The sequence below is a fragment of the Cellvibrio sp. PSBB023 genome (genome assembly GCF_002007605.1).
Classification (GTDB): Bacteria; Pseudomonadota; Gammaproteobacteria; order Pseudomonadales; family Cellvibrionaceae; genus Cellvibrio.
Window position 1 is genome coordinate 813,141 of sequence record NZ_CP019799.1, and the last position, 20,074, is coordinate 833,214.

At 48.1% G+C, this 20,074-nt stretch carries 16 protein-coding genes; 11 read left to right on the top strand and 5 right to left on the bottom strand.

Features of this window, described 5'->3' with window-relative positions:
- The first annotated feature begins 31 nt into the window (after positions 1-31).
- The 8 genes from lpdA (at position 32) to B0D95_RS03690 (ending at position 10,542) form a co-directional block, all read left to right on the top strand.
- The gene (lpdA, locus tag B0D95_RS03655; RefSeq protein ID WP_078042631.1) at positions 32-1,471 is read left to right on the top strand and encodes a dihydrolipoyl dehydrogenase; all 1,440 of its coding nucleotides are present in this window, start codon (positions 32-34) and stop codon (positions 1,469-1,471) included.
- A gap of 124 nt (positions 1,472-1,595) precedes the next feature.
- Positions 1,596-2,762 (top strand): ADP-forming succinate--CoA ligase subunit beta, encoded by a 1,167-nt coding sequence (gene sucC, locus B0D95_RS03660; RefSeq protein WP_078042632.1) that lies wholly within the window; start codon positions 1,596-1,598, stop codon positions 2,760-2,762.
- A gap of 12 nt (positions 2,763-2,774) precedes the next feature.
- Complete coding sequence (gene sucD / locus B0D95_RS03665) at positions 2,775-3,647, top strand: succinate--CoA ligase subunit alpha (protein ID WP_078042633.1); 873 nt, start codon at positions 2,775-2,777, stop codon at positions 3,645-3,647.
- Positions 3,648-3,808: 161 nt separating this feature from the next.
- Positions 3,809-5,362, top strand: a complete 1,554-nt coding sequence (locus B0D95_RS03670; protein WP_078042634.1) for an FAD-binding domain-containing protein — start codon at positions 3,809-3,811, stop codon at positions 5,360-5,362.
- Positions 5,363-5,623: 261 nt separating this feature from the next.
- Positions 5,624-7,543, top strand: a complete 1,920-nt coding sequence (gene speA / locus B0D95_RS03675) for a biosynthetic arginine decarboxylase (protein ID WP_078042635.1) — start codon at positions 5,624-5,626, stop codon at positions 7,541-7,543.
- 69 nt (positions 7,544-7,612) lie between these two features.
- On the top strand, positions 7,613-8,812 hold the full coding sequence (locus B0D95_RS03680) for a saccharopine dehydrogenase family protein (RefSeq protein WP_078042636.1): 1,200 nt from the start codon (positions 7,613-7,615) through the stop codon (positions 8,810-8,812).
- A 9-nt stretch (positions 8,813-8,821) separates the two neighbouring features.
- Complete coding sequence (gene nspC, locus B0D95_RS03685; protein WP_078042637.1) at positions 8,822-10,009, top strand: carboxynorspermidine decarboxylase; 1,188 nt, start codon at positions 8,822-8,824, stop codon at positions 10,007-10,009.
- 14 nt (positions 10,010-10,023) lie between these two features.
- A complete protein-coding gene (locus tag B0D95_RS03690; protein ID WP_078042638.1) occupies positions 10,024-10,542 on the top strand; it encodes an RNA methyltransferase in 519 nt (172 codons plus the stop codon).
- Positions 10,543-10,586: 44 nt separating this feature from the next.
- On the opposite strand, the gene B0D95_RS03695 is transcribed toward B0D95_RS03690, so the two are convergent.
- The 5 genes from B0D95_RS03695 to B0D95_RS03715 all read right to left on the bottom strand — a co-directional run bounded on the left by B0D95_RS03695 (position 10,587) and on the right by B0D95_RS03715 (position 13,733).
- Positions 10,587-11,348 (bottom strand): TSUP family transporter, encoded by a 762-nt coding sequence (locus B0D95_RS03695; protein ID WP_078042639.1) that lies wholly within the window; start codon positions 11,346-11,348, stop codon positions 10,587-10,589.
- A gap of 22 nt (positions 11,349-11,370) precedes the next feature.
- Positions 11,371-11,616 (bottom strand): zf-HC2 domain-containing protein, encoded by a 246-nt coding sequence (locus B0D95_RS20630; RefSeq protein WP_078042640.1) that lies wholly within the window; start codon positions 11,614-11,616, stop codon positions 11,371-11,373.
- Positions 11,610-12,218 (bottom strand): RNA polymerase sigma factor, encoded by a 609-nt coding sequence (locus B0D95_RS03705; protein WP_078042641.1) that lies wholly within the window; start codon positions 12,216-12,218, stop codon positions 11,610-11,612. Before B0D95_RS03705 ends, B0D95_RS20630 begins: the two co-directional genes overlap by 7 nt.
- A gap of 91 nt (positions 12,219-12,309) precedes the next feature.
- On the bottom strand, positions 12,310-12,816 hold the full coding sequence (locus B0D95_RS03710) for a DoxX family protein (protein WP_246841716.1): 507 nt from the start codon (positions 12,814-12,816) through the stop codon (positions 12,310-12,312).
- Positions 12,817-13,052: 236 nt separating this feature from the next.
- A complete protein-coding gene (locus tag B0D95_RS03715; RefSeq protein WP_078042643.1) occupies positions 13,053-13,733 on the bottom strand; it encodes a hypothetical protein in 681 nt (226 codons plus the stop codon).
- A 202-nt stretch (positions 13,734-13,935) separates the two neighbouring features.
- Between B0D95_RS03715 and B0D95_RS03720 the strand changes: the two genes are divergently transcribed.
- From B0D95_RS03720 to B0D95_RS03730, 3 genes are all read left to right on the top strand, one after another.
- Entirely contained in the window at positions 13,936-14,133 is a 198-nt protein-coding gene (locus B0D95_RS03720; RefSeq protein WP_078042644.1) for a DUF2788 domain-containing protein, read from the top strand.
- A 61-nt stretch (positions 14,134-14,194) separates the two neighbouring features.
- Positions 14,195-16,384, top strand: a complete 2,190-nt coding sequence (locus B0D95_RS03725; RefSeq protein WP_078042645.1) for a response regulator — start codon at positions 14,195-14,197, stop codon at positions 16,382-16,384.
- Between the two features lie 171 nt (positions 16,385-16,555).
- The gene (locus B0D95_RS03730) at positions 16,556-20,047 is read left to right on the top strand and encodes a ThuA domain-containing protein (protein ID WP_168172393.1); all 3,492 of its coding nucleotides are present in this window, start codon (positions 16,556-16,558) and stop codon (positions 20,045-20,047) included.
- The last annotated feature ends 27 nt before the right edge of the window (positions 20,048-20,074 follow it).

Genomic DNA, 20,074 nt, shown 5'->3' on the forward strand with positions numbered 1-20,074 from the left:
AGCCGACTGTTAATAATTTGGGAACATTGTTATGTCTGAAAAATTTGATGTGGTAGTCATCGGTTCGGGCCCAGCAGGGTACGTTGCCGCTATTCGCGCAGCGCAATTGGGTTTGAAAACTGCGTGTGTTGAGAAGTGGCGCAATGAAGAAGGTAAGGGTGTTAATGGCGGTACTTGCTTGAATGTGGGTTGTATTCCCTCAAAAGCATTGCTGGACAGTTCTTACAAATACCACGAAGCAAAAGACGATTTCGCTATTCACGGCATCACTGCCAGTGGCGTTGAAATCAATGTTCCGTCGATGATCGCGCGCAAAGCGCAAATCGTGAAAAATTTGACTGGCGGTATTGCAGCGCTGTTTAAAGCAAATGGTGTTACTAGCGTTTTTGGTACCGGCAAGTTGTTAGCAGGCCGCAAAGTTGAAGTGACCGACTTTGAAGGTAAGGTTTCTGTACTGGAAGCGGACAACGTCATTCTCGCCTCAGGCTCAAGTCCTATCAATATCCCGGTTGCTCCAGTGGACAATGATGTGATTGTGAACTCTACTGGTGCTCTGGAATTCCAATCTGTTCCTCCTCGTTTGGGTGTAATTGGCGCAGGCGTGATTGGTTTGGAACTGGGTTCTGTATGGAATCGCCTTGGCTCTAAGGTTGTGGTATTGGAAGCACTTGATAGTTTCCTTGCTATCATGGATCAACAAATCGCTAAAGAAACCCAAAAAATCCTTACCAAACAAGGTTTGGATATCCGCACCAGTTCACGTGTCACTGGTTCAAAAGTAAACGGTAAAGAAGTCACCGTGACTTATTTGGATAAAGATGGCAAAGAGCAACAAGAGACTTTTGATAAGTTGATCGTTTGTGTTGGTCGTCGTCCATTTACCGAGAACCTGCTCGCTGCTGACAGCGGTGTAAATCTGGATGAGCGCGGTTTCATTTTTGTGAATGAACAATGCGAAACTAATGCACCGGGTGTATGGGCAATTGGCGACGTAGTGCGTGGCCCAATGTTGGCGCACAAAGGTTCGGAAGAAGGTGTGATGGTTGCTGAGCGTATTGCTGGCCAAAAATCACAAATCAACTACGATATTATTCCAAACGTAATTTATACCCACCCCGAAGTTGCTTCTGTTGGTAAAACAGAAGAGCAAGTTAAAGCCTCAGGTGAACCCTACAATGTAGGTACTTTCCCATTTGCGGCATCTGGCCGTGCTATGGCGGCTAACGAAACCCAAGGGTTGGTGAAAATTATTGCTCATGCCGAAACTGATCGTATCCTTGGTGCCCATATTGTTGGCCCAAGTGCTGCAGATTTGGTTCAGCAAGTGGCGATTGCAATGGAATTCGGTTCCAGTGCGGAAGATTTGGGCATGATGGTGTTTGGTCACCCAACCTTGTCTGAAGCTATCCACGAAGCAGCATTGGCAGTGCATGGCCATGCCATCCACGTAGCCAACAAGAAGAAGCGTTAAGAGAACCATAGAGTCCTCGTTTTTTTAGGCGGTTCCATGCTCACAAGGCATGGAGCCATCGATAACCCAGTTGGCATGCCTATCGATAATTGCATGTCCAACCATCGTCAAATGGAAATACACCATGAATTTGCACGAGTATCAGGGTAAGCAGCTGTTTGCCCAATATGGTTTGCCTGTTTCTAAAGGCATTGCTGCTGCGACCGTTGAAGAGGCTGTTGCTGCCGCAGATCAAATCGGCGGCGATATGTTCGTCGTTAAAGCTCAGGTTCACGCTGGTGGCCGCGGTAAAGCGGGCGGCGTAAAGCTGGTTAAGAGCAAAGAAGATATTCGCGCTTTCGCTGAAAAGTGGTTAGGCAAGAATCTGGTGACTTATCAAACTGATGAGAAAGGCCAGCCTGTTAGCCGTATTCTGGTTGAAACCTGTACCGATATCGCCAAAGAATTGTATTTGGGTGCGGTAGTAGATCGCTCTTCTCGTCGCATTGTGTTCATGGCCTCTACCGAAGGTGGTGTAGAGATCGAGAAAGTAGCGCACGAAACGCCAGAAAAAATTCTCAAAGCAACAATTGATCCTCTGGTTGGTGCTCAGCCTTTCCAAGGCCGCGAATTGGCTTTCAAACTTGGTTTGGAAGGCAAGCAAGTTAATCAATTCGTCAATATTTTCCTCGGCTTGGCCAAACTCTTTAAAGAGAAAGATCTGGCTCTGTTGGAAGTTAACCCACTGGTAATTACTCCAGAAGGTAACTTGCACTGTCTGGACGCCAAGTTGGTAATCGACGGCAACGCGCTGTACCGTCACCCCGAATTGAAAGCAATGCAAGACCCAACCCAGGAAGATGCACGTGAAGCTCACGCTGCAGCTTGGGAATTGAACTACGTTGCTTTGGGTGGCGATATCGGTTGTATGGTAAACGGCGCCGGTTTGGCAATGGGTACCATGGACATCGTTAAGCTGCACGGCGGCCAACCCGCTAACTTCCTCGATGTAGGCGGTGGTGCAACCAAAGAGCGCGTGGTTGAAGCATTCAAAATCATTCTGTCTGATGACAATGTGAAAGCCGTATTCATTAACATCTTCGGCGGTATCGTACGTTGCGACATGATTGCAGAAGGCGTTATCGGTGCAGTGAAAGAAGTTGGCGTAAAAGTCCCTGTTGTTGTTCGTTTGCAAGGTAACAACGCTGAGATCGGTGCGAAAGTGCTGACTGAAAGCGGCCTGAACATCATTGCTGATACTGACTTGACTGGCGCAGCCAAGAAAGTTGTTGCAGCTGCTGCGAATCAATAAGGGGCGAAGAACATGAGCGTTTTAATTAACAAAGACACCAAAGTAATCTGCCAGGGTTTTACTGGCGCACAAGGTACTTTTCACTCTGAACAAGCGATTGCCTACGGCACCAAGATGGTTGGTGGTGTAACTCCCGGCAAAGGTGGTCAAACTCACCTGGGCTTGCCAGTGTTCAACACTGTGAAAGAAGCAGTAGATGCAACTGGTGCTACTGCATCAGTAATCTACGTTCCTGCCGCTTTCTGTAAAGATTCAATCCTTGAAGCTGCCAACGGTGGTATCAAGCTGATCGTATGTATTACGGAAGGTATTCCAACTCTCGATATGCTTGATGCGAAAGTGAAGTGTGACGAGTTGGGCGTGCGTTTGATTGGCCCTAACTGCCCAGGTGTTATCACTCCGGGCGAGTGCAAAATCGGCATTATGCCCGGCCACATTCACAAGCCAGGTAAAGTGGGTATCGTTTCACGTTCAGGCACCTTGACTTACGAAGCGGTTAAGCAAACTACCGACTACGGTTTCGGCCAATCTACTTGCGTAGGTATTGGTGGTGACCCAATTCCAGGCTCTAACTTCATCGACATTTTGAAGTTGTTCCAAGCTGACCCACAAACCGAAGCCATCGTAATGATTGGTGAAATCGGTGGTTCTGCAGAAGAAGAAGCGGCTGCTTACATAAAAGCTAACGTGACCAAGCCTGTTGTGTCTTACATCGCTGGTGTGACTGCACCTGCTGGTAAGCGTATGGGGCACGCTGGTGCGATTATTTCTGGCGGTAAAGGTACTGCTGATGAGAAATTTGCTGCACTGGAAGACGCTGGTGTTAAAACCGTGAAGAGCTTGGCCGACATTGGTAAAGCACTGAAAGAAATCACTGGCTGGTAATTCTTCCTGCTGAGTAATTTCAAAAGGCGATCTTCGGATCGCCTTTTTTATTGTCTAAAAAATATCTATTTGCTGGCAGCGTTAGATTTTTGTGGTGATTGGAAGATCTGTATGGGGCCGCAATTCGTACATGAAAAACCCTTACTGTTTTTCGGTTTTTTATGCGTGCGCTCTGGTGGATAAAACGCGATTTTCGCCTTGATGATAACCCTGCATTACAAGCCGCTTTGGCTAGTTGCACTTACCTTATTCCAGTATTCTTCCTTGAGCCGCGTGTCTATTTAGCGCCGGACGCTTCCGCTTTTCATTTGCAGGCACAGTTGACGGCATTGGCGGATTTGCAGTCTTCACTGCGAGCAATCGGTGCTGAGCTATTGGTCATTAAAGCGGACTTGCCCCAGGGATTTATCGGGTTACAACAGCAGCTTGCGTTTACACACATCTATTCCCATGAAGAAACCGGTGCGGGCATTACTTATCAGCGCGATATTGCAGTGGCGAGATGGTGTAAACAGCAGAATATTATGTGGTACGAGTTTCCTCAATCCGGTGTGATTCGCCGTTTGCGCTCACGTGATAATCGCTCACAAATTATCGCTAAGCGCCTTCTGGACTCTGAACCTCTGCCGCCGCCCACTCATATTCCGCAACCGGATATTCGTCACCTGAACACTAGTGCCATTCCACCCTTGGATGCGCTTGCGCCCGAGCTGTTGGACAAACGCATTCACTGGCCGAGTGTGCAGGTGGTGAGTGAGCGGCGTGCACAGCGCACACTGGATAGTTTTTTACAGGAGCGTTCGCTGCGCTATAGGGGAGGGATTTCATCGCCCAACAAGGCCTTTTTGTGCGGTTCTCGACTATCGCCCCATATTGCCTGGGGCACTGTGAGCCTGCGGCGTATTTTTTTTCGCCTTCATCAGCGCTTGAATGAGTTGGAGGATGAGCAGGAGTCTGGCGTTGACAACTTACTCGCACAGCGCTGGCAAAAAAGCCTGGAGAGTTTTAGTTCGCGATTATTCTGGCGCGACCATTTTGTACAGCGGCTGGAGTCGGCGAGTTATATGGAGTTCAGTGCGCTCAATCCTGCCTATGAGGCTTTGGAATATACACAGGACCCGGCGCGTTTGGCGGCATGGATTAATGGCGAAACCGGGTTTCCCCTGGTTGATGCTTGTATGCGCTGCCTGCAGGCCACCGGTTTTCTGAACTTTCGCATGCGGGCGATGGTAGTTAACTTTGCCTGCTTTGGATTGCATATCCATTGGCGCGATTTGCAGTACCCACTGGCTCGTTTATTCACCGATTACGAGCCAGGTATTCATTTTTCCCAGGTACAAATGCAGGCGGCAATCGTCGGCATCAATACTATTCGTGTTTACAGTCCCCTAAAGCAGTTGATGGATCAGGACCCGGATTGTCAATTTATCAAGCGCTGGGTTCCTGAGTTGCGCCCCTATAGCCCTGAACAAATTGCTTGCCATGAGACTATGCCTTTGCCCGGTTACGTCTTGGCGATGGTCAATGCTGAGCATAATATCCGCATCATGAAAGCGAGAATCAGCCACATTCGTAGTAGCGAGCCTGGCCAAGAGAGCGCCCGACAAGTACTGCTCAAACATGGTTCTCGCTTGAAGCAAAAAGGCCGCAAAACTGGCGGTGCCTCGAGTATCACGGCGCCAGCTATCAACCAAATCGACCTCTTTGGCGATTGATTCCTGTCCTTCCTGTGGGCGCAGTAGTAAGGTGTTGTGCGGTTATTCGTTGTCCCATTACTGTGCTGCTTTTATTGCGCTTACCGCCGTTGCGGTCAGCTGATTTCCCTTCAATCGACCAGAATGCTTTATTTTTCACAAAAAATGTGGACAATTGCGCGCCACTTTACCGTTTCTCCCCAGTCGGGAGAGGACGAGTACTCTAGAAGAGTTTATTGCCATCTGGCGGGTTTTCCCGTTCATCACAAGGGTTGAATCATATTGAATACTTCTGAGCAAGCAGCAGTTTGGTCCGCGCGTACTTCCGCTGAACTCTATGGCATTGATGAGTGGAGTAACGGTTACTTTGGAATATCGCCTGAAGGCGAAGTGGTTGTGCACGCACCCACTGCCGGCGGTGATGCTGGTGTATCCCTGATGGAAATTGTGGATGGTTTGCAGCAGCGTGGATTACAGATGCCGGTATTGTTGCGTGTGGAAAATATCCTCGATTCACGTATCAGCATTCTGAATGATTCCTTTGCCCAAGCGATTGAAGCCAGTGGTTACCAGGGCCATTATCGCGGTGCATTTCCTATTAAAGTCAATCAACAAAGCCATGTGATTGCGGAAATCGCTCGCTTTGGTGAGCGCTACAATCACGGTCTTGAAGCTGGCAGTAAAGCCGAATTAATGATTGCGTTGGCCACACTCACCAACCGCGACAGTTTGATTATTTGTAACGGCTATAAAGATGCCGAATTTATTTCCCTTGGATTGCAAGCGCGCAAGCTGGGTTTCAAATGTTTTTTTGTATTGGAAACTTTGAGTGAATTGCAATCTGTTATTGAACGCAGTCGCGCCCTGAATGTGGAACCGCTGATAGGTGTACGACTAAAACTGTCGACCAAAGTAGAAGGGCACTGGAGTGAAGACAGCGGCGATCGCAGTTTATTCGGCTTGAATACCAATGAACTTGTCAGTGTGATAGACACATTGCGCGATGCTAATTTGTTGCACTGTTTCCAGTTGTTGCACTTCCACCTTGGTTCACAAATTCCCAATATTCGCAGTATTCGCGCAGGTGTGTTGGAAGCTTGCCGTTATTACATTGAATTGGTAGGCGAGGGCGCTCCCCTGGGTTATTTGGATTTGGGCGGCGGCTTGGCAATCGATTATGATGGCACCTGCAGCACCAATGGCCACAGCCGAAATTATTCAGTGCAAGAGTATTGCATTGATGTGGTTGAAGCGATCCAGGAAAGTCTGGATCACCACCATATTCCTCACCCGACGATTGTCACCGAATCGGGGCGCGCTACTGTCGCCCATACCTCGGTGTTGCTGTTCAATATTCTGGATGTCACTCATTTTGAACCCACGGTGATGCCAACCTCGCTGCCTGAGGGTTGCCACGAGATGATTGCCAACCTCTGGCATACCTTGTCGGTAATTCGCGTTGCGAATTTGCAAGAGTCCTATAATGACGTTATTTATTATCGCGATAAAATACGTGATTTATTTCACGCAGGTGATATCAGTTTGCGTCACCGTGTCCTGGGTGAAAATATTTATCTCGCGGCGCTACAAAAAATCGCTGCGCTCTTGCCACACATGAAGCGTATTCCAGCGGAGTTGGAAAGTTTGCCGCAATTACTGGCCGATATTTATTACGGCAATTTCAGTGTGTTTCAATCCTTGCCGGATTCATGGGCGATTGAGCAAATTTTCCCTGTGATGCCAATCCATCGCTTAAACGAAGAGCCAACTCGTCAGGCGATCATTGCCGATCTCACCTGTGACTGCGATGGTAAATTACAAAAGTTTGCTACCTCTGCCGGTGAGTCCTCCACCTTGCCTTTGCACCCGATTAACGCGGGCGAAGAATATTACCTGGGTGTTTTTTTGGTGGGCGCCTACCAAGAAACGCTAGGTGATTTGCACAATTTATTTGGCGATACCAACGTGGCCAGCGTGCGTATCAATGCGGATAAAAGTATTGATTTTGTGCATGAATTACATGGCGACAGTATCGCTGATGTGTTGAGTTACGTGGAGTACAAACCCAACTCTCTCTATGAGCAGTTCCGCAAGACGGCAGAACAAGCTGTGCGTGATGGTGTAATCAGCATTGCTGATCGCCAGCATATGCTTGCTGCTTATTCTGAAAGTTTGCGCGGGTATACCTATTTCGAGAAATAGTTTTTACGACGCCTCATGTCCGCTATTGGCTGCGGATATGTCATTTTTTATTCTGATGGGAGGCCAGTCATGGCAAAAGTATTAATCATTGGTGCAGGTGGTGTTAGCGGAGTTGTAGTGCATAAGTGCGCACAACTGCCTGAAGTGTTTTCAGAAATAGTGTTGGCAAGTCGCACAGAATCCAAGTGCAAGGCCATTGCCGCACAATTAAATCGCCCCATTAAAACCGCACAAGTGGATGCAGACAATGTGCCGCAATTGGTTGCGCTGATTAACGCTGAAAAGCCGGACCTGGTGATTAACGTGGCGCTCCCTTATCAAGACCTGACCATTATGGATGCCTGCCTGGAAACCGGCGTGGACTATTTGGATACCGCCAACTATGAGCCGCTGGATACTGCTAAATTTGAATACTCATGGCAGTGGGCCTATCAGGATAAATTTAAAAATGCCGGTTTAACTGCATTGCTGGGTTCCGGTTTTGATCCCGGTGTTACCAATGTGTATACCGCCTATTTGAAAAAACATTATTTTGATGAGATCCATTATCTGGACATTATCGACTGCAATGCGGGCGATCACGGTTTGCCGTTTGCAACTAACTTTAATCCGGAAATTAATATCCGCGAAGTAACGGCCAATGGTCGTTACTGGGAAAATGGCCAATGGGTGGAAACACCTCCGCTGTCTGTTAATCAGGTGTTTGATTTCCCTGCTGAGATTGGCCCTAAAAAAATCTACATGATGTACCACGAAGAACTTGAGTCTTTAGTGAAACATTTTCCCGACATTAAACGTGCCCGTTTCTGGATGACATTCTCTGACAATTATCTGAAGCATTTGGAGGTGCTGGGTAATGTGGGCATGACTGGCATTGAACCCGTGATGTTTGAAGGCCGTGAAATAGTGCCGCTGCAATTTTTAAAAGCACTCTTGCCCGATCCAGCCAGCCTTGGCCCGCTTACCAAAGGTAAAACCTGTATTGGGTGTTTTGCCCAAGGTGTGAAAGATGGTAAGCCAGTCGCTATGTTTGTATATAACGTTTGCGATCATCAGGAGTGCTATCGCGAGGTGAAATCCCAAGCGATTTCTTACACCACCGGTGTGCCAGCCATGATTGGTGCCAAAATGATTTTGGAAGGTAAGTGGAAAAAGCCCGGTGTATGGAATATGGAGCAGTATGATCCTGATCCATTTATGGACGACTTGAATAAATACGGTTTGCCATGGCAGGTGGTAGAAGTTGATCCGCGTGCAATAAACGGTTGATGCTTGCCCATGAATAAACGCGCTTATTTTACGCACTTTGATCCTACTTCTGTACCGTCGCCTTGTTTTGTGATTGATAAGGCGGCGGTGGAAGATAACCTGAAAATTCTCAATCGCGTGCAGCGGGAAAGTGGTGCAAAAGTCTTGGCCGCCCTCAAGGCATTTTCGTGTTGGGAACTGGCGCCGCTGTATCAACAGTATATTAGTGGAACTTGTGCCAGCGGGCTGCACGAAGCGCGTTTGGGGCGTGAAGAATTTGGTGGAGAAGTTCACTGCTATTCGGCGGCATATAAAGAAGCAGATTTAGCCGAGATTTTAACGGTTGCTGACCATGTGCTGTTTAATTCTTTTTCGCAGTGGTCTCGCTTTAAAGCCTTGGCATTGGCCGCGCAGCAACAGCGTCCTGAACTACAATTTGGTATTCGCATTAATCCGGAGCACTCGGAAGGCGAGGTTGCACTTTACGATCCTTGTGCACCCTGTTCACGCATGGGCGTGCCTATTGCGCAATTTGAACAGGCAATTAACGATGATCCATCACTACAGGAAGGGATTAGCGGCCTGCATTTTCACACCCTGTGCCAACAGGATTTACCACCACTTGCGCGTACATTAGCGGCGGTGGAAGAAAAATTTGGCCACTATTTTTCGCGTATCCAATGGATTAATTTTGGTGGTGGCCACCACATTAGTCGTGAGGATTATCAGGTTGATGAATTGATTACGCTCATCAAGTCATTTATGGCACGCCATAAGCTGCAAGTTTATTTGGAGCCGGGTGAGGCCGTTGCTATTCGCAGCGGTGTACTGGTTGCAGAGGTGTTGGATATTACCTGGAATACCATGGCACAGGCGATACTGGATACCTCCGCTACTTGCCATATGCCTGATGTGTTGGAAATGCCATATCGCGCGGATATTCTTGGTGCCGGTATGCCCAATGAGTTTGCGCACACCTATCGTTTAGGTGGCATGACCTGTTTAGCTGGCGATGTAATTGGTGATTATTCTTTTGAACAACCACTCGCGGTTGGCCAGCGTTTAATGTTTGATGATATGGCCCATTACACCATGGTGAAAACCACCACATTTAACGGCATTAATTTGCCAGCAATAGCCTTATGGGATTCGCGCACTAATAGCGTGAGCCTTGTTCGTGAATTTGGTTATAGCGATTTTAAACACCGTCTTTCTTGATAGAGCAATCCATAATGCAAAACCCAGCCGCGTACATTGGCTTAATGAATCCCAAAAGTCCTGCCAATGTGGGCATGATTATGCGTGGAGCAGGTTGTTACGAGGCGAGCGGTGTGTTTTATACCGGTGAACGTTTTGATCGCGCACGTAAATTTTCTGCCGATACGAAAAATGCTGCCAGCAAAATTCCGCTGCTGCATGTGAATCAATTAACGGATGCGATCACTGAGGGCGCTTTGGCTGAAGGTGCTGTACTGGTGGCCATAGAGTTGATTGAAGGTGCAACGCCGTTAATGGATTTTGTGCATCCCGAACGCGCCTATTATCTGTTTGGCCCGGAGGATGGTTCGCTAAAAAAAGAAATTGTCGATCAGTGCCAGCATGTTGTTTATATCCCGACAATTGGCTGTATGAACCTGGCCGCAACGGTGAACGTGTTGTTGTATGACCGTATGGCCAAATCGGGCGGGGCAGTTGTTGAACAGCGTCCAATCGCCGCCAATCGCGATGTTAATAATAAAATCAGGGTTTAACGGCGCTTTCATTTCAAATTACACTATCACTTCAGGCAACATTATTACGCCACGAATTGTTTATACCAATATTGCCCCAGCATGAGCAGGCAAATAGTTACAATGAGTATTCGCAATATTTTGGGATTCACTTTAAATAAGTAGTGCGATCCCAGCCATGCTCCGAGTATCTGCCCAACAATCATCGTTAAACCCGCCAGCCACATAATTTGCCCCGCAAAAATAAACACAATTAACGAGGCGATATTGGTCGCGAAATTAAGGGGCTTTGCGATTGCTGTAGCATTAATCAACGCCAATCCTCGCAGGCTCACACCGGCGACTGCCAAAAAAGAACCTGTGCCCGGGCCGAACATACCATCGTATGCTCCTATCGCGGGCAATACCGTTTTTTGATAGAGCCCGGCAGACATCCTTGGTTCGGGTGATTCCAGTTTTAAGTAGGGCGCTGTGATAAAGTAAGCGGCAATAATGACCAATACCAAGGGAATCATAAACCCTAATACTCTGGTGTCGATGAATTGTACGATGACTGTGCCTGCAACCGAGCCGATAAATGCGGCGAGCATCATTGGGCGCAATTCCTGCCAATGAATTTTTTTGCGCTTAAATAATAAAAAGCTCGCGGTGCCTGAACCAAAACAGCTTTGTAGTTTGTTGGTACCCAAGGCTGCCAATGGTGGCACGCCAGAAACTACTAATGCGGGAATGGTGATCAACCCGCCACCGCCAGCCAGTGTATCCATAAAGCCTGCAATTGCTGCGGCGATGAATAAAAATACTAAAACCTCTATCGCAATCTCCAAACCCTATCTCCGTTTTAACACATTAATCTGCTGATGATTTTGCATGTATTTTAGTTTTTACTTTTTGCAGTACTTGCTCTGCATCATCCGCTGGGATGTTTGCGCTGTGCTCCAAACCGGCGCCCATTTTACGGGTAATATCCAGATGCTTTACAAAGCGGCGACAATTGGCACACATCAGCAAATGCAAGCGAATTTGCCATTTTAACGGCGTATTCTTATCCAGATAATCGCTGGCGAGGCCTGCGACCTGCTTGCAATTTAGCATGAGCCTGTCTCCTGATAACGATCTATAACTTGCATCAGTGTAAGGCGTGCGCGATGAACCAATACGCGGACATTCGCGGCGCTTACATTGAGTAGTGCACAAATATCCTCAAACGATTGCTGCTCCACGTCGCGCAAAATAAAAGCTGCTTTTTGTGCGGGCGGTAATAACGTCAAGGTTTTTGCAATACAGCGCTGCAATTGTTTTTCTTCCAGCAATGCTTCCGGCGATTCATTATTCCAATGAGGAATAGGGTGGGACCAATGTCCATCGCGGTGAAATTGATTGCCATCCAGATAGCTGCCCGGTGTGTCGCCATCCAATTGATCCAGTGACACCTGGCGCGACTCTTTGCGCAAACGTGTTTTGGCCTGATTGCTCACAATAGTTAACAACCAGGTTTTTAATGAGGCGCGGCGTTCAAAGGTGGCGATGTTTTTGTAGACAGATACCCAAGCCTCTTGCACCACCTCTTCGGCAAAAACTTCGCCAATAATAGCGCGGGCAATACTCAGCATTAATGAGTGGTATTGGGAAATCAGCTGGCGAAAAGCGCGATCATTGCCGGCAATTAATTGTTCAATCAGCGCGGTTTCATCCATGCGCGGGTATGTCCGACGAGTTCACATATGCGGTTGCCATGTTGCCTATTTCCATGGGTATGAATAAGTGCACCAAGCTTAGCACCCTTGTTCAGGCTTGCGCCTCGCCTCTGTTTGTTTTTCGCAAAAATACATTATGCAACCAGTAATCCATGCTGTGATATTTGCCGCTCCCCAATGCGATCAATGCCAGCAACATAATCAGGTAGGTGGTCGCAAATTCAATGCCGTTATTGAGTACAACAAATTTACCGCTGGCGGTAAGCCATTGGTAATTGCCGTGGGTTTGTAAAATGCTTCGTGCGCGTTCGAGCTTTTCGGTAGCGGCAATGACTTGTGCATTGGCGAAGGGCGCCTGTGCATCGGCAATGGCTTGCCAACCGTTATGCCAATGCACTGCAAAAATGGCCACCAACATTGTAATGATCAATGGAATACTGATCAGACGTGTGAAGAGTCCGAGTGCAAGGCAAATGGCACCCGCGAGTTCCGCCGCTGTGGCGAGTGCAGCCATTAGCCAGGGAAAGGGCAGGCCAAGGCCCCACTCGGTATTGCCAAACCAACTGACGGTATCTTCAAACGCGGTCAGCTTATTCATGCCTGCCATCCAAAAAATGGGAGCGAGGTACAAACGCAGGCACAGCGACGCAAGATTGCTACCGGGATTGATCAGCAGGGAACTTATGGAATTGAATCTGGAGACCAGTGGGTAAGGGTTATGCATAAAAAAAGCACCTATAAACATGGATGTTAGATAGATGCTTTGGAATGGCGCTTGTTACAAATTCGCGAGGTTTTCACTCGCTATGATGCAGCGAGTGAGATTACTGTGGATTAATGAGCGGGCTGCGCCTCGCGCTTGAGTGCTTCCTCAAGTTCTTGTTGGTCAGCGTTGGGCAGGCTTTGTTTGATGGCGTCATTGAGTGTGTTGTCGACTTTGGATTTCTGTTCTTCTTTAACCTTATTCAAGGTGGAGTCGAGTTTGTTATCCAAGGCTTCGCCCATCGCCGCCGCAGGATTGCTCAGTGCTTGTTGCACTGATTGTGCTTTCTCATAGGCATTTTTTAATTCTGTGGGGAATACCGGGGTAATGGCTTCGGCGGCACCGGCAATTTGCTCGGAGAAAATCTCGGGTTTGCCGTCTTTAATCAGCATGACGGCCATTTGGTTGGTTTGCGAGTTCCAGACCAAACCGGCTTTGTCGGTGACGGCTTGTACCTGGGCGGGCGCGTAGCGCGAGGCAACATAAAACAGCGCGCCTTCCTGTTGGATCTCTTGCGCGGTGCGCAGCAGTTTCATGGTGGGCTCGTATTTATCGCCAAGAATAGCGGTCATGCGGTCTTTAATAATGGGTGCTTCAAAAAAGTTCACTTCATTTGGGTCAAAACCAACCAATGGTTTGAGGAAGGTCCACATGAGTTTGCTTTGTAGTTGATTGCCAATAAGCAATGAGGACACGCAGGCTGATAAGCACAGGCTAATGAGTACGGCAGCAATAATCTTGTATAAACGCATAACATTCCTGAATGGGACAGTTTAACGGGATGGATAAATGGGCCGTTATTGTGCGCCTATCACTATTTACGGGCAAGTCGAGGGTTTTATCGGTGGTGGATAAGCGGCATCCCGGCGGAATAGCGCTAAACTTGGCACAGGCTTTTCGCTACAATGGCGCCCCTTGCGACCTTCTGTGTATCTATTCTGGGCTTAATTAACTATGACTCTTGCGCAACTTGAAACCTGGGGGATGTACCTCTGTGGCGGCGGGCTAATTGTATTCATGTTCTTTATTGTGTGGGACCTGGCCAAAAAATCGAAAGCGGGCAAGTTTGGCACTTTCGTTCTATTCGGCGTCCTGGGGTTTGCGATCATGGTATTCGTGATCAAAGAGGTTTTTGTACACATTCTTGGTTGAGGCCGACATAGGTTAAAACCCTGATTGGCTCTCCATTTACGCTCGTGCCAGTGGATACCTTATGTTTCATTTTTTTGTTCCAGCAACCAAGGTGCAAAAGGATCGTGCAATCATGCGCGAGACCGATGCGCGTGTCGCCAAATACAGTCGCCGTGGGCTTGTGCTCAATTTTATTGTGTTTGTGCTCTGTCTTGCCTTCGGCAACTTCCAGGAAAAAGAGCACAATCTGGCGATAGTGTTGGTGACTGGCCTGCTGCTGGTAACACTGGTGCGCAGTTATTATCTGTTCCGCTTTGATAGTCTCTATGCCCGCGCGCCTGCGCGGTGGCGCAACCAATATTTCTTTGCATCCTGCCTTGGCGCTGCCTGGTGGAGTTTTATCCTTGTCACCCTGACCTGGGTGCAAGGTATGCGCGGTGAAACGCTGGTGATGTGGCTGTACTCCGTTGTTTTTTACTCCAGTGTTTCCAACGTGTTTGCTCCCTACACGCGCTTTCTCAGTATTTACCTTGCCATAGGCCAGGTTCCGGCGGCGATTACGGCAATTATGCTGGGTACCGCGCAAGGTGCGCTTTATGGCTGCATTATGCTGACTTTCTACATAATGTTGGCGCACCAGGGCAAGGTGACATCACTGGCTTACTGGGAGCGGCTTGAAGCACATTTTTCTCTGCGCGAGCGGGCGCAAGGCTTGGAAAATGAGAAGCGAACATCCCAGGCGCAAATCGAATTAAAAAATGAATTTCTGGTGAATCTGGGGCAAGAAATTCGCTCCTCTATCAGCGATGTGATGAGCACCTTATCGCTTATTGATGACAGTCAGCTTTCAGAGCGCCATCGCGAATTATTGGCCATGGCCAACAAAGCCACAGGGCGACAAATTGATTTGGTGAATAACGTGGTGGACTTCTCCAAGATCACCACCAAAACCCTGGTGTTGGATGAAGTTGAGTTTGACTTGCGCCGGGTGCTGGAAAAATTTGTGCAGGATTTTGCACTGGATGCCCATCAGCAAGGTGTGGAACTCTATTACAGCTTTGACCCGACTATGCCACTGCGTGTGCGTGGTGATGCGGCGCGCTTGAATCAGATTCTGGCCACGCTGCTCAATCACACCTTAAAGGCGAGCCGTATAGAGCATGTTTTTATTGAAGCGCGCTTTCATCAGGATCAGGATGATTTGGGTGAGTTGCAGGTGGTGATTAGCGATAGCGAAAAAAGTATTCATCCCGAGGCGGATGGTGAATCGCGCGAAAGTAATTATCAAGGCATAGGCTTGTCGATTTGTAAGGGACTGGCTGAGTGCATGGGCGGCAGCATTCACTTGCGTGAAAATAAAAATCGCGGCAATCGCATTTTTATCAATGTTGCGCTGCAGGTGGTATCCCATGAAGATCGCCGTTTTGGTGCCGAGCAAAAATTGCGTGGCAAACGTGCGCTGCTGGTTGACCTGCCGGATAACAATGGCAATGCACTGGCCGATGAAGTTAATGCCTGGGGCATGAGTACAGTGATTGTCGCCGGACAAGAGCAGACCATCACAAAGTTACGCGAGCAAGCGGTTGCCGGTTCGCCATTTGATTTAGTGCTTATTTTCACCAAACTGAACAATATGAATGGCTTGGCGATTTCCCGTGAAATTACCCAGCACCCGGATATTGCACCAGTGAAGCAAATTATTGCCATGAGTATTTTGCAGAGCGATAGCCCGGAAATGAAATCTCATTTGCGTGCGAATCCGCAGGTGAGTGTCATAGAAAAACCAATCATGCGCCGTCGCTTGCATGACGTAGCGGTACAAAAATTATTAAATACCAGTGCGGACGACGAGCGCAAAGTGATCGCAACCGAAAGCATAGGTATAGCAATAGTGCCCAGAGTATTATTGGTTGAAGATCACCGCGTGGATCAAATGGTGATTAGTGCCATGCTTAAAAAGTTGGGTTGCTATGTACAGGTCGCCCACAATGGACTGGAAGCGGTTGAGATAGTCACTAAAGAACGCTTCGATTTGGTGTTGATGGATTACGACATGAAGGAGCAGGACAGCATTGTGGCCGCGCAGAAAATTCGCGATCACGAGCGCAGCACGCATAGCAAATATCACTTGCCGATTGTGGCGGTGACCTCCACCCAAACAGAAGCCGATCAGGATGTGTATTTGTCGGCAGGTATGGATGACCACATTACCAAGCCGATCCGTTACGACGACCTTGAAGGGCGTTTGCAGCGCTGGCTGGAAAAAGCCTGACCCTGTTAAGAAGCGTTTATCCGCGTAAACACCACCACAATAGCTAAAAGTCACTGTTACAATAAGGTGGCTTTTTTTATTGCTATTGCTACACCGCAACCCTCCACGAATCGCCCAATAAAAACGTCTTTCTATAACAAAGGCATACCTATGATTAGCTTGTTTCCATCTATGAAAAATAGACTTTCGTTAATGGCCCTAAGTCTGGCCGCACTTCTTTTGTTACCGGCTTGTAGTGACCCTTCTTCTGCAGATAAACACAGCACTCATGCGCCTGCTGATGTGATCAGTTTGAAAGGTGCACAGTTGTTGGTATTCAGCAAAACCAGTGGTTGGCGCCACGACTCTATTCCGGCAGGTGTTGCTGCGATAGAAAAATTGGCCAGCGAGCAGGGCTTCAAGGTAGTTGCCACAGAGGATGCAAGCCTGTTTAGCGATGCTGAACTGGCAACATTCAATGCAGTGGTATTTTTAAATACCACCAGCGATGTTCTCAATGAGCAGCAAGAATTGGCCATGGAGCGTTATATCCAGGCTGGCGGTGGTTACGTGGGCATTCATGCCGCCGCCGATACAGAAACAGAAGGCGATTGGTTTTGGTATCGCAATCTGGTGGGTGCGGTTTTTAAAAATCATCCCAACGAACCGAGCAATGTGCAAAACGCGCGGGTGGATGTAACCAATAAAAACCACGCCTCCACCCGTGACTTACCCGATCATTTCGAGTTGGCAGATGAGTGGTACAACTATCGCGATATGTACGAATTTATTAACGTGCTTGCCAAGGTAGACGAGTCTACCTATCAAGGTGGCGAGCATGGTCATGACCATCCTATTTCCTGGTACCACGATTACGATGGTGGCCGCGCGTTTTACACCGGCCTTGGCCATAGCGCAGAAACCTTTGCGGATGCCAATTTCTTGCAGCATTTATTGGGGGGAATTCGCTACGCGGTTGGTTTGAACTACCGTGCTGATGCCGCGCCGCAATTGGATTACAGCAAGTCGCGCCCCGAAAATAATCGCTTTGTAAAGAAAACCTTGATTGAAAATTTAAACGAGCCAGTCAAGTTTGATTTCTTCCCCAATGGCGATGCGCTGATCGCTTTACGCCCCGGTGCGTTTACCCGTGTCGACTATAAAACCGGTGCAGCACACGACGCCGGTACTATTGCGGTGGAGTACAACAAAATTCAGGAGTGGGGTTTGGTCGGTGTTGCGATTGACCCGGATTTTGCGCGCAATAATTGGGTTTACGCCGCCTTTAACGTGAAGGATGAGCAGGATAATTTTTACCAGAAGTTATCGCGCTTTGAGTGGCGCAACAATCAGGTAGATGCCAGCACTGAAAAAGAAATTCTGCGTTACGGTATTGATAATAATTGCTGTCACACCGGCGGTGATTTGCAGTTTGGCAATAATGGCGAATTATTTTTCTCCACGGGCGACAATACCAATCCACACGATCAGGACGGTTATGCCCCACTGGATTTTCGTCCAGACATGAAAAAGAACGATGGCTTGCGTGCGCCGGGTAATACCCAGGATCTACGCGGTAAAGTATTGCGCATCAAACCAAATGCCGATGGCACTTACGATATTCCCGCTGGAAATTTATTTACTGATGCAGCGCAAGGCCGCCCTGAAATTTACGTGATGGGCGCGCGCAACCCCTACAGTATTACTTTTGATAAAAAAACCAATACTCTGTTTTATGGCGATATAGGCCCGGATGCTAATGTTGACTCCGATGAAAAAGGCCCTCGTGGTTACGATGAAGTTAACCGTGTAACCGCTGCCGGCAATTTCGGATGGCCTTTGGTGATTGGCCAAAATCGCCCTTACAAAACCTATGATTACCTGACGCAGACCGGTGGAGAAACGGTTGATGTAAATGCGCCGTTGAATATTTCGCCGCTGAATACCGGCGCAAAACAATTGCCGCCTGCGCAACCTGCGTTTATTGCTTACCCCTATGCCGTGTCTGAGCAATTCCCGGAATTAGGTGCTGGCGGGCGCTCTGCCTTGGTGGCTGATGTATATCGTGCGGATGCTTACCCGGAATCGGTCAATCGGTATCCGGCGTATTACAACAACAAATTATTCATCACCGATTTTATGCGCGCCTGGGTGAAAGCCGTGACTTTTGATGAGCATGGGCGCATTCAAAAAATTGAGCCCTTTGCACCGCAAATCAGTTATTCATTGCCTATTGATGCACGCTTTTCTCCCGACGGCACACTCTATGTGTTGGAGTACGGCATGTCCTGGTTTACCGGTAACCCGGATGCACGCCTGGCGCGTATTGAGTATGTTGGTGCCGGTAATCGTCCACCGGTTGCTACTATCAGTCTGAATAAAACACAGGCCGGTTTACCCGCATTAATTAAAGCATCGGCTGCTGAGTCTGTTGATTTGGATGGCGATGCCATTCGTTACCAGTGGACGCTGAGCTGCACTAATAATACCTGTGCCAGTAAAGCCTTGGGCGATACACGCGACGTGGAATTGCCTTTTGCCGACGCGGGTCATTTTATGCTGAGCTTGCAAGTGACAGATATTCACGGCGCAACTGCTACCACTAGTCAGCCATTGGAAATTGGCAACGAGCCGGCCACTATTGAATTGGTATCGTCACAAAATAAATCCTTCTTCTGGGCAGACACCAAGAGTTTTGCCTATGAATTACACATTAAGGATTTGGAAGACGGCGAGATCAAGAGCATCACCGACAATAATCCTCACGTGCAATTGACCTACACCGCCGCTCAGAAAGCAGCAGGGCAGGGGCATCAACTGGCCAGCATTAGCGATCAGGCAAAAAATTTACTCGATGCGAACAATTGTTTGAGTTGCCATAAGCTGGATGAAAAAGTAGTTGGTCCGGCACTGCGTGATGTCGCCAAAAAATACAAAGATGATCCAAAAGCCATGGAGTATCTGGTGCATAAAATTGGTAATGGTGGCAGTGGTGTTTGGGGTGAAATGAATATGCCTGCATTCTCCGGTTTGGGCGAGGCAGATTTGAAAGTCCTGGCAACCTATGTGTTGTCGCTTGATAAACAAGAAGCGGCTGCTGCCTCATTACCCTTAAAGGGCACCTTGTCACTTAACGACCATCAGGCCACCAAACAGCGCTTGGCCGAGAATGAGCCTTTTGCAGCACAGGGCGAAGCCTATTCGTTACGCGCGAGTTATAGCGATAAACCGGTTAATGGTGTTGCCTCTATCGCTGTGACAAAAACCTTTTCACTAGTTCCGCACCGGGTGGATCTGGATGCTGTATTTGATGAAAGCACCGCGAGTAAAGACGTTAAGCGCAATACTTTCCGTGGTGTCAAAGCAATTCAAATGCCTGCGACTGCTGATTGGTCCGGTTTTGCCTTGGGTACTTTTGATTTAACCGGCATCAAGTCGCTGCAAGTGGGTGCTTTTTTCTTTAAAGAAGCGGCTGCATGGCAATTTGAATTGCGTCGTAATAACGCTGAGGGCGAGGTTATTGCTGCTGGTGTTTTGTCCTCGACGGCAGAATTGAGAACCTATCAGCGCAGTAGCATTGCAGTAACGCCCACTGCAGGATTTACTGAGTTGTACTTGCAAATCAAAGCGGAAAATAAAACCTCTGGTGAAGTGGCGCTGCAGGATATTAGCTTTGAGAAATAAAAATAGTTAATTCAATTGTGGTACAGA